General features: G+C 68.8%; 7 protein-coding genes and 1 pseudogene. 3 read left to right on the forward strand and 5 right to left on the reverse strand.

Translation table 11 applies throughout. The annotated features are described in order from the left end of the window. The 3 genes from H613_RS26750 to H613_RS26755 form a co-directional block, all read left to right on the forward strand. On the forward strand, positions 1-327 hold a 327-nt coding region (locus tag H613_RS26750), incomplete at its 5' end, for an RICIN domain-containing protein (protein ID WP_035738228.1). Positions 328-490: 163 nt separating this feature from the next. After that, positions 491-1834: an extracellular catalytic domain type 1 short-chain-length polyhydroxyalkanoate depolymerase gene (locus tag H613_RS0114980; RefSeq protein ID WP_026924451.1), complete on the forward strand. Its 1344-nt coding sequence runs from the start codon at positions 491-493 to the stop codon at positions 1832-1834. Beyond that, a complete protein-coding gene (locus H613_RS26755; RefSeq protein WP_084546649.1) occupies positions 1819-3633 on the forward strand; it encodes a family 43 glycosylhydrolase in 1815 nt (604 codons plus the stop codon). The genes H613_RS0114980 and H613_RS26755 overlap by 16 nt, the downstream gene beginning before the upstream one ends. Before the next feature lie 115 nt (positions 3634-3748). Here H613_RS26755 and H613_RS0114990 read toward each other — a convergent pair whose 3' ends face one another. The 5 genes and pseudogenes from H613_RS0114990 to H613_RS0115005 all read right to left on the reverse strand — a co-directional run. Then, a complete protein-coding gene (locus H613_RS0114990; RefSeq protein ID WP_026924452.1) occupies positions 3749-5074 on the reverse strand; it encodes a lectin in 1326 nt (441 codons plus the stop codon). A gap of 17 nt (positions 5075-5091) precedes the next feature. Next, on the reverse strand, positions 5092-8850 hold the full coding sequence (gene lacZ, locus H613_RS0114995; RefSeq protein WP_026924453.1) for a beta-galactosidase, LacZ type: 3759 nt from the start codon (positions 8848-8850) through the stop codon (positions 5092-5094). Between the two features lie 18 nt (positions 8851-8868). Further along, positions 8869-9330 (reverse strand): RICIN domain-containing protein, encoded by a 462-nt coding sequence (locus H613_RS32945; protein ID WP_342673019.1) that lies wholly within the window; start codon positions 9328-9330, stop codon positions 8869-8871. Beyond that, a pseudogene (locus H613_RS26760) lies at positions 9322-10917 on the reverse strand (glycoside hydrolase family 43 protein); the annotation flags it as partial. The pseudogene H613_RS26760 and the gene H613_RS32945, both read right to left, overlap by 9 nt. Before the next feature lie 24 nt (positions 10918-10941). After that, the coding region (locus tag H613_RS0115005) for an RICIN domain-containing protein (protein ID WP_026925165.1) at positions 10942-11365 on the reverse strand (424 nt) is incomplete at its 5' end.

Genomic DNA, 11365 nt, shown 5'->3' on the forward strand with positions numbered 1-11365 from the left:
TGGTCGCCCAACGGCGGGGCCAACCAGCAGTTCGAGTTCGTCGACACCGGCGACGGCCACTGGCGCGTCCGCGCCCGCCACTCCGGCCTGGTCCTCCAGGTCGCGAACAACAGCACCGGCGCCGACATCACCCAGCAGCCCCAATCGGGAAGCGCCGCCCAGCAATGGTCCATCACCGACCACGGCGGCGGCACCGTCAGCCTGGTCAACCGCGCCAGCGGCCTGGCCATGGACGTGTGGAACCTCGCCACCGACGACGGCGCCCGCATCTCCCAATGGAACTACACCGGCAACACCAACCAGCAGTTCAACCTCCAACGAACCTGACCACCCCGCAAAGGGGTACCGCCGCGGCCCGGAGGTGATGTCCCCGAGCCGCTGCGATCGGCGGCCTGCCGTATGCCGGGGTAGGCCGCCGGACCCGGGCCGACCGATCCTCACCTCTCGGTCGGCCCGGCCCACTCCTCGACTCTTGAAAGGAGACCCATCGATGAGACGAACGCTCCATGCCGCTCTGGCGGCGGCGGTGCTGCTCTCGATCACCATCGCCACCCTGAACTTCTCGGCCTCGCCCGCGCAGGCCGCCACGATGAACCGAGTGACCGACTTCGGCGCCAACCCGACCGATCTCGACATGTACGTCTACGTGCCGGACGACGTGGCGCCGGAACCGGCGCTGCTCGTCATGGTCCACTACTGCACCGGCTCGGCCGGCGCCGTCTTCAACGGCGTCGGACGCGACTACGTGACGGCGGCCGACCGGTACGGCTACATCATCGTCCTGCCCGAGGCGACCCGTGAGGGCGGTTGCTTCGACGTCTCCACGCGGCAGGCCCTCACCCGCGACGGCGGCGGCGACTCCACCGGCATCAAGTCGATGGTCGACTGGACCCGCCAGCGCTACAACGTGGACCCGGACCGCATCGTGGTCAGCGGCTTCTCTTCCGGAGCGATGATGACCAATGTCCTGGCCGCGGAGTACCCGGACGTCTTCTCCGCCGCGTCCGCGTTCTCGGGCGTGCCGGCCGGGTGCTTCGCCACCGACAACGGCTCGTTGTGGAACAGCCAGTGCGCGAACGGGAACCTCATCAAGTCCCCGCAGGAGTGGGGCGACCAGGTCCGCGCCATGTACCCCGGCTACACGGGCGAGTACCCGCGGATGCAGGTCTGGCACGGCACCGCGGACGACATCCTGGCCTACCCGAATTTCGGGGAGGAGATCAAGGAGTGGACCGATCTGCACGGCTTGAGCCAGATACCCTCGTCCACCGAGAACCTGTCCGGCGGTTGGACGCGAACCCGCTACGGCGACACCGGCACCCACGCCACCGTCGAGGGCATGAGCATAGCGGGCTACGGGCATTCGCTCCCGCTGGACGGCATGTTGTCGAACGCCATCGCCTTCCTCGGCCTCGACGAGGGCGGCGGCACCGACGAGAATGCGGGTGCGCTGCAGGGGGTGGGCTCGGGCCGGTGCCTGGACGTGCCGAACCAGTCGACCGAACCCGGCGCCCAGGTGCAGATCTGGGACTGCCACAACGGCGCGAACCAGCAATGGACCTACACTGCCGCGGGCGAACTGACGGTCTACTCAGGTGGCGCTGAGCTCTGCTTGGACGCCGAAGGCGCGGGCACGGCGAACGGGACCGCCGCGATCGTCTGGACCTGCCACGGCGGCGTCAACCAGCAGTGGAATCGCAACGCCGACGGCACGATCACCAACGCCCAGTCCGGGCTGTGCCTGGACGTGGCGGGCTACGGCACCGCCAACGGCTCACAGGTCCACCTCTGGACCTGCCATGGAGGGAGTAATCAGCAATGGATCTTCGTTTGAAGCGGGTCGGCGCCGGACTCCGGCGCGCTCTCGTCTTCGCGGCAGTCCTCATAGTCGCCACGGCTGGGTTCAGCGCAGTGGCTAAGGCCGACAACCCGATCGTCCAGACCATCTACACCGCCGACCCGGCACCGCTGGTGTACGACGGCCGCGTCTACCTCTACACCGGACACGACGAGGACGGCTCGACATGGTTCGACATGCGGGAATGGCGCGTCTGGTCCTCCGACGACATGGTCAACTGGACCGACCACGGCTCCCCGATGAGCCTGGACACCTTCAGCTGGGCGCGACAGGACGCCTGGGCCGGCCAGGTCGTCGAGCGGGGCGGCGAGTTCTACTGGTACGTCCCCGTCGTCAATGACGCGACCGGCCGGATGTCGATCGGCGTCGGCGTCGCCGACAACCCCATCGGCCCCTTCCACGACGCCCTCGGCCACCCGCTGGTCGAGAACGGCGAGATCGACCCGACCGTCTTCATCGACGACGACGGCCAGGCCTACCTCTACTGGGGCAACCCGAACCTGTGGTACGTGAAGCTCAACGCCGACATGGTCTCGTACTCGGGCGGCCTGAACCAGATCCCGCTGACCACCTCCGGATTCGGCACCCGCACCGGCGACAGCGACCGGCCGACCCTCTACGAGGAGGGCCCCTGGGTCTACAAGCGAGGCGGCCTCTACTACATGGTGTACGCGGCCGAATGCTGCTCCGAGCACATCGCCTACTCGACCGCGCCCGGCCCCACCGGGCCGTGGACGTACCGGGGCACGATCATGCCGACCCAGGGGAGCAGCTTCACCAACCACCCGGGCGTCATCGACTACAAGGGAAACTCGTACTTCTTCTACCACAACGGCGCCCTCCCCGGAGGCGGCGGCTTCACCCGCTCGGTCGCCGTCGAGCAGTTCGAGTACAACGCCGACGGCACGTTCCCGACCATCGGCATGACGACGGCCGGAGCGCCGCAGACCGACCCGCTCGACCCCTACGTCCGCCAAGAGGCCGAGACGATCGCCTGGTCGAGCGGCATCGAGACCGAGCCTTCCAGCGCGGGCGGCATGAACGTCGGCTGGATCGAGAACGGCGACTACATCAAGGCCGAAGGCGTCGACTTCGCCTCGGGCGCGGCGACGTTCGACGTCAGCGCGGCCTCGGACGGCGCCGGCGGCACGATCGAACTGCGCCTCGACGGCCCCTCCGGCGCGCTCGTCGGTACCTGCGACGTCCCGAACACGGGCGGCTGGCAGACCTGGCAGACGGTGTCGTGCCCGGTGAGCGGCGCTGCGGGCGAACACGACCTGTATCTCAAGTTCACCGGAGGCGACGGCTACCTGTTCAACGCGGACTGGTGGCGGTTCGACCCGTCAGACGACGACGGCGGCGGCGACGGCGGCGGCGACACCGGCGGCGAGCTCTACGCGGTCGGCGCCGCCAAATGCCTCGACGTGCCGGACCAGTCGACCGCGAACGGGACGCAGATGGAGATCTGGGACTGCTCGAACGAGGCGAACCAGCAGTGGACCTACACCGATGCCGGGGAGTTGACGGTCTACTCGGGATCCTCGCGCAAGTGCCTGGACGCCGAGGGCGCGGGCACGGCCGATGGGACGGCGGCGATCATCTGGGACTGCCACGGCGGCACCAACCAGAAATGGAACGTGAACGCCGACGGGTCGATCACGAACGCCGATTCGGGGTTGTGCCTGGACGTGGAGGGCTACGGCACCGCCAACGGTTCCATGGTCCACCTGTGGTCCTGCCACGGCGGCACCAACCAGCAATGGGAACTGCGATGAGGCGCCGGACCCCGGTGCGACGGCTTTGATCGAGTGAGGGAAAGAGAGCGGGTAGTCCGATACGGACTACCCGCTCTACTCCGTCATGGGCGGCGGTGCGGCGCCGCCCGCGGCCTCAGCCCAGCGTCCACCGCTGGTTGGTGCCGCCGTGGCAGTTCCACAGGATCACCGCGGTGCCGTTGGCGGTGCCGGCGCCGTCGGCATCGAGGCACAGACCCGACTGGACGCCGGTGATCGAGCCGTCGGCGTTCACATTCCACCGCTGGTTCGCACCGCCGTGGCAGTCCCAGATCTGCACCAGCGTGCCGGGGGCGGTGCCGTAGCCGTCGGCGTCCAGGCACTTGTTCCCGTACACCCGCAACTCACCGGCCTCGGTGAGCGTCCACTGCTGGTTGGTGCCCCCGTGGCAGTCCCACAGCTGCGTGTCCGCTCCGTTGTTCTGCGAGGCGCCCGAGACGTCCAGGCACCTCCCGGAGGCGCCGTTCACCACCGCGCCGTTCTGACCGGGGTCCCCGGGATCGCCGGGGTCACCGGGGTCCTCGAAGTCGCCGAGCTGGGTGAAGAACGCCCACACCTCTCCCTTGACCCAGCTGTTGACGCCGCTCTCGCAGCCGGAGCACCCGTCGACGGGTCCCTGCTGGTGGCCCCCGTCGAACGCGGCCCACACGACCGGATAACCCTCCATGCACCCGGAGTAGGCCGTGGTGATGTGGGTCCGGCTGCCCACGGCGGGTTCGGGCGGGTTCTGCGGGGTGCAGCCGTTGTTGGCCACGAACGTGTCGCGCAGCCCTCGTCCCGCTTCGATCCCGTAGTTGTCCGACAGACCGTGGATGCCCATGTACGCGACCGGCTGCGTGCCGCCGTCGCATCCGCTGATCGCCCCGGGTGCGGCGATGGCCGCGACCGCGCGGATGACGTCCGGCCTGGCGCACGCCAGCGCGTAGCTCATGGACCCGCCGTAGCTGAAGCCCAGCGAGAAGACCTGCCCCTCGTCGACGCACAGGTCGTTCTCGATGAGGGCGAGCATGTCGTCGAAGAATGCCACGTCCTGGCCGCCGGGGTTGGCCCAGCCGTTGTCGATGCCTTGGGGCGCCACGAAGATCGTGGTGCCGTTCGCCTGCGGTTCGAGGCCGTAGTAGGCGTAGGGGGCGCCGTCGCTGCCGCCCGAGGCGACGTCGTTCGCGGTTCCGCCCCACCAGTGGAACCCGAAGACGAGCCGGTGGGCGTAGTTCGGGTCGTAGCCGTCGGGGACCTTGAGGATGAAGCTGCGGTTCTGACCGCTGCTCTGGATGGTGTGCGTGCCGCTGGTGAGCGACGGGCCCGTGCCGCATCCGGCGCTCGCGGCGGCGTCGGTCTGGGCGCTCGCCTCGGCGGCGCCCACGCCGAACACCAGCAGCGCCGCGACGGCGGCCGACGCCAGTACGGATCTGATTCGCTTCATGGATACATCCCTTGTAATCAGGCTCGTTGGAGCCGGAATTGCTGGTTGGTGTTTCCTGTGAGGGTCCATTGGGAGATGCGGGCGCCGTCGTCGGTCGAGGCCTCCCACACGTCCATGGCCAGGCCGCTGGCGCGGTTGACCAGGCTGACCGTCCCGCCGCCGTGGTCGACGACCTCCCACTGCTGGGCGGCGCTTCCCGATTGGGGCTGCTGGGTGATGTCGGCGCCGGTGCCGTTGCCCGCGACCTGGAGGACCAGGCCGGAGTGGCGGGAGCGGATCCGCCAGTGGCCGTCGCCGGTGTCGACGAAGTCGAACTGCTGGTTGGCTCCGCCGTTGAGCGGCCACTGGATGAGCGCGGCCCCGGCCGCGGTCGAGGCGCCGTCGATGTCGGCGGCCTTCCCGCTGTGCTGCGCCACCAGCTGGTAGAACGTCCCCGGCTCCACCGGTCCGCCGCTGCCGCCGCTTTCCGCGGGCCGCCGGGCGAGCGCCATCGCCTGGCCGATGTCCGGCAGTGGTTTCAGCCGGTAGGTGTAGGAGTAGTCGCGATTCGCGAACAGCTTGTACCGGTCGTGGGTCTGGGCGCCCCAGCTGTTGTCGCCGCCGACGCCCATCTGCTTGTAGTTCAGCCGCAGCACGACCTCGTCGCGCGGTGTCACCTGGTAGACGTGCCGGATGTCGCCCGACAGGTCTTCGGGGGTGAAGTGGGAGGCGTTCACCTCCAGCAGCGGCTCACCGGCCGCGAGCAGGCCCCGTCCGGCGTCGTCGACCATGGCGACCCAGCGGACATCGGTCTTGTTGCCGTTCTCCTGCGGCTGGATGTAGTCCGTCCACTGGTCCGTCGCGGTCGATGAGTAGACGCCGACGTCGGTGCCCGTGCGGCGGTCCCAGTGGTTCTCCTCGGGGCCGCGGCCGTAGTAGTGCATCTGCTCCAAAGCGCCGGGCAGGAACAGGACCGTCCCGACTTCGGGGATGTAGGGCAGATTCGACGAGCCGGGGTGGAGCGTGCTGTCCACGCGGATCTCGCCGTTGCCGTAGACCGTGTAGGTGGTGGTGTACGTCGACTGGGCGCTGGTCGGCAGCGTGCCGGTGACGGCGATCCGCACCGAGCTCTCGGACGGCCGCTCGACGCCGACGCCGGTGACGTTCCGATCGGCGCCGGCGTACCGCCAGGTGCCGTTGCGGCTCGGATGGCCGTTGCCGCGGTCGTTGTCGGTCGGCGCCCGCCAGAAGTTCGGAACCGGGCCGGCGTCGATCAGCGTCATGCCCATCGCCTCGTAGGCGGTGATCTCGCCGGTGTACTTGGAGATCGTGACCGAGAAGTCGTCACCGGTGACGGTGATCCGGTCGCCGGTCTCCGAATCGGACAGCACCGGGAGGTCCGAGAGCGGAATCGGCTCGACCGGCGGGCTGTCGAAGTCGACCGGAAGCTGCTGCTTGGCGACTTCGAACCCGGCGTCGGCCCAAGGAGTCGCCTCCTTCAACGTGAACGACAACTGGAGGAAGTGCTCCTCGCCGGGCGCCGGGGCCGCCGGGCGCTGGAGGGGGATCTGGATCGCCTTGTCCGACAGCGGCGGGATGTCGAGCTGCTGCGAGGTGAGGGTGCCGCTCTGGATCACTTCCCCGTCGGCGAGCAGGGCCCAGCCGCCGTCGAACTCGCCCACGTCGGTGAACAGGTACTCGTTGGTGATCAGGACGGCGCCATCGGCGATGTCGGTGCCGGCGGTGACGTTGATCGCCTGGTAGTTCTGCTTGACCTCGGCGGCCTTGCCGGCCGGTCTCCGTTCGGCGGAGACGATGCCGTTGCAGCAGAAGTTGCCGTCGTTGGGGTTGTCGCCCCAGTCGCCGCCGTAGGAGAGGTAGGTCTTCCCGCCTCCCAGGGGGATCGGCCAGCGCAGGCTCTGGTCGACGAAGTCCCAGATGAACCCGCCCTGCAGAACCGGGTATTGGCGGATGGTGTCCCAGTACTCCTTGAAGTTGCCGTTGGAGTTGCCCATCGCGTGCGAGTACTCGATGAGGATGTAGGGGCGGGTGTCCCAGGTGTCCAGGGCGCGGTCCCGGATCCCGGAGGGGGTGTTGTACATCTGCGATCGGATGTCGCTGACCTGGGACCGGTTGTCGCCCTCGTACTGGATGACCCGCGTGGGGTCGGCCGAGCGGATCCAGTCGTGCATCGCGACGAAGTTGCTCCCGCCGCCCGCCTCGTTGCCGAGGGACCAGATGACGACCGAAGGGTGGTTCTTGTCGCGGTGGACCATCTGCGCCGCCCGGTCGATGACGGCCGCCGTCCACGCCGGATTGGAGGCGGGGTAGTCGCCCCGGATCCCGTGGGTCTCCAGGTTCGCCTCGTCGATGACGTAGAGGCCGTACTCGTCGGCGAGGTCGTACCAGACCGGGTTGTTCGGGTAGTGCGAGGTGCGGACCGCGTTGATGTTCAGCCGCTTCATCAGCGCGATGTCGCGGACCATGTCCTCGCGGGTGAGCGCCTGCCCGTGGTCGGGGTCGTTCTCGTGGCGGTTGGTGCCGCGCAAGGAGACCGGCTGCCCGTTGATCCGCATGAGGCCGCCTGAGATCGCGAACTCGCGGAAGCCGACCCGCGCCGACACGGTCTGGACGACCGTGCCGGACGGATCGCGCAACTGGAGCACCGCCGTGTACAAGGCCGGATGCTCTGCCGACCACAGGCTCGGGCCCTGGACGGCCTTGGAGCCCTGCGCGGTCGCGTCCTGGCCGGACTGCACCGAGCCGATGTCCACCTGCGTTCGCAGCGGCGCGGACCACACGGGCTGCCGGTCCTCGTCGTAGAGCCGTGTCTCGACCGTGTAGTTCCCCCAGTGCCCTCCTTCGCCGTCGCGGACGGCGACCGCCACCGCGAGGTCGGCGTTGGTGTAGCCGTCCCGCAGGGGAGTGGTGAGCGTGAAGTCGCGCAGGTGCACGGTCGGGAGGGAGTAGAGGAAGACCGGCCGGAAGATGCCCGAGAGCCGGATCATGTCCTGGTCTTCCATCCAGTCCCCGTCGGGGAACCGGTAGACCTCCACGGCGATGAGGTTGGTCCCGGCGTGGACGTGGTCGGTGACGTCGAATTCGGACGGCGTGTACGAGCCCTCCCGGTAGCCGATCTTGGTGCCGTTGACCCACAGGTAGAAGCCGGACTTGACGCCCTCGAAGTGGAGGTGGACGCGGCGGCCCTGCCACTCGGAGGGCAGTTCGAATTCGCGGCGGTACTGGCCGACCGGGTTGAACCGCGTCGGGGCGAACGGCGGCTGGGGGTTCTCGTACTCGCCGTTGGGGCCCGACCACGGGTAGGTGACGTTGGTGTAGATCGGGAAGTCGTAGCCTTTGAGCTGCCAGTTGGACGGCACCGGCATGGTGTCCCAGCCGCTGTCGTCGCGGTCGGTGCGGTAGAAGCCGGTGTCGCGGTCGGAGGGGCGGTCGACGTGCTGGAAGCGCCAGTCGCCGTCGAGGCCGAGCCGGTGCGGCGAGTCGGTCCGGTCCGCGTTCAGCGCCTGCTGGAGGTCGGCGTACGGCATGAACGTGGCGTGCGCCGGCTCCGAGCCGACCTCGAAGACCCCGATGTTGTTGTTCCACTCGGGGTAGCCGTTGGACGGGTCGGTCCACGCCGCTGCGGCTGCGGCGGTGCCGGGCGCCGCAGCCGTTTCGGCGTTCGCCGCGGCGGGTGACGCGGCCAATGGAAATGAAGCGCTCCCAACGGCGGCGAGGCCGCCGCCGAGGACCGATCGGCGGCGCACCTGGGGGCGCCGTTCAGGTGGGTTGGGCATGGTCTTCTCCTTGCCGGATCAGATTTGTCGGAGGTTGAACTGCTGGTTGGTGTTGCCGGTGTAGTTCCATTGGGAGATGCGGGCGCCGTCGTCGGTCGAGGCCTCCCACACGTCCATGGCCAGGCCGCTGGCGCGATTGATGAGGCTGACGGTGCCGCCGCCGTGGTCGGTGATGGACCATTGCTGGGCGGCGCTTCCCGATTGGGGCTGCTGGGTGATGTCGGCGCCGGTGCTGTTGTTCGCGACCTGGAGGACCAGGCCGGAGTGGCGGGCGCGGACGCGCCAGTGGCCGTCGCCGGTGTCGACGAACTCGAACTGCTGGTTGGCCCCGCCGTTGGGCGACCATTGGATGAGCTTGGCTCCCGCGGCGGTCGAGGCGCCCTCGATGTCCGCGGCCTTCCCCGAATGCTGCGCCACCAACCGATAGAACACCCCGGTCTCGGGGTAGGACGAGTCCGAGCCGCCGTCCTGCGTCGACACTTCGAAGCGGTTGACGGTCACGGCGCCGCCGAGGGAGCGGGTGGCGTGGTTGAAGACGGCGAAGCGGTAGCCCATGAAGAACTGCCAGGCGTTCTTGAGGGTGAAGCCGGGGCCGAGCCGGTTGAAGTTCGATCCGTCGGTGCTGTAGGAGAACAGCGCCTGGCGGCCCGAGCCGGGTCGGATGTCGGCCTCGACGCGCAGCCACACGGTGCCGCCGGACAGGCCGGTGCCGGCGGCCTCGCTTCCGGTGGCGACGGTGTTCCAGCTCGAGTCCATCTCGATGTTGTTCACCATGGCCACGCGGTTCGCGCCGCCCTCGCGCTTGACGCCGATCCACGCCGAGGAGTCGCGCAGCATCGCGAGCCCCGCCCGGTCCCCGTCCGCCATGCCCGAGACGTCGAGCTCGACCGTGGCCGTCGACGTGGGGCCCTGGATCCGGTGGGTGAGCGTGTTCCTCGCCCAGTACAGGTCGTTCGTGACCGTGGCGGTCTGCAGGCGCAGCCCGTTCCCGGTCGACCATCTGCCGTTGTCGGGGTTGTGGTTCCACTCCCACTTCGGCGCCAGGGCCGCGCCGGTGAAGGTGTCGACGCCGATGAGCGGCTCCACCTCGCGTGGCGTCAGGTTCGGGAAGGGGTACTCCCTCCCCCACTCGCCGTTCACGGTCTGGAGTTGGGGCCAGCCGTCCCAGCTCCATGTGATCGGCGCGAGCGTCGGCATCCGGCCGCCGGGGTAGGCGTCGGTGAAGGCCATGTAGTACCAGTCCCCGTTCGGGGTGTCGACCAGCCCGCCCTGGTGGGGCACGCCGCCGCCGTCGAGCGGTCCCGGCAGGTTCAGCAGCACCTGGCGCATCTCGTACGGACCCCAGGGACCCGAGGTCGACTTGAGGATGTACTGGCCGTTGGCCGGGCGGGTCGGGAAGATGTAGTAGTCCCCTCCGATCTTGTAGAAGCGGGAGCCTTCGAGCACCCCTGGCGGGTTCGGGGTGTGGAAGACCGCCTGGTCGCGGACCGGGGCCGTGGCTCCGGCGTTGAGCTGGGCGACGCGGATCTCGGTGTTGCCGTAGGCGACGTACATGGTGTCGTCGTCATCGACCAGGAGCCCGGCGTCGAAGTAGGAGCGGTTGATGACCGCGTGCCGCGACCACGGCCCTTCGGCGGCCGGGGCGGTGTAGAGGTAGGTGTTGGCGAAGTCGATCTGGCCGATCCAGTAGTACCGGTCTTCGCTGGGGCGGTAGCCCAGCGAGGAGGCCCAGATGCCGCGGACGTAGCCGCGGCCGCCGGACAGGTCGTATTTGGAGCCGAAGTCGAGGCTGGGCACCGAGTGACCGGCGAACTCCCAGTTGACCAGGTCCCACGAGCGGAGGACCGGGGCTCCCGGCGAGTAGTGCATCGTGGAGGCCGAGAGGTAGAAGGTGTCGCCGACGCGGATGACGTCGACGTCGGCGAAGTCCTGCCAGATCACCGGATTGGCGAAGGTCTGCTGGGCCTGGGCCCCGGTGGCGGGGAGGCCCACGGTCGACGCCGCGAGCACCCCCGCCCCGGTGGCCAGGACCGTCCGGCGGGTGCCGGTGCGGTCAAGCCATGACATGGAAGATCACTGTCCTTTCACCGGTTATCCGAGGGTCCATTGCTGGTTGGTGCCCCCGTGGCAGGACCACAGGTGGACCAGGGAGCCGTTCGCGGTGCCATAGCCCTCCACATCCAGGCAGAGCCCGGACTGGGCGTTCGTGATCGACCCGTCGCCGTTGAGGTTCCATTTCTGGTTGGTCCCGCCATGGCAGTCCCAGATGATCGCCAACGTCCCATCGGCCGTACCCGCACCCTCGGCATCCAGGCACTTGTTCCCGTACACCCGCAACTCACCGGCATCGGTGTACGTCCACTGCTGATTCGAACCGTTCCAGCAGTCATAGATCTGCAACTGCGTCCCGTTCGCCGTCGACTGACCCGGCACATCCAGGCACCGGCCCGAACCCGTCCCGGTCAGATGACCCGACTCACCGGTACCACCACCGTCATCATCGCCGCCACCGTCA

Origin of the sequence: Glycomyces arizonensis DSM 44726, from assembly GCF_000482705.1 — a bacterium.
GTDB classification, from domain to species: Bacteria; Actinomycetota; Actinomycetes; order Mycobacteriales; family Micromonosporaceae; genus Glycomyces; species Glycomyces arizonensis.

Excerpts from the sequence above, each read along its gene's own strand:
- H613_RS0114980 (WP_026924451.1), top strand. The coding sequence starts at position 491 with ATGAGACGAACGCTCCATGCCGCTCTGGCGGCGGCGGTGCTGCTCTCG.
- H613_RS26755 (WP_084546649.1), top strand. The coding sequence starts at position 1,819 with ATGGATCTTCGTTTGAAGCGGGTCGGCGCCGGACTCCGGCGCGCTCTC.
- H613_RS0114990 (WP_026924452.1), bottom strand. The coding sequence starts at position 5,074 with ATGAAGCGAATCAGATCCGTACTGGCGTCGGCCGCCGTCGCGGCGCTG.
- lacZ (WP_026924453.1), bottom strand. The coding sequence starts at position 8,850 with ATGCCCAACCCACCTGAACGGCGCCCCCAGGTGCGCCGCCGATCGGTC.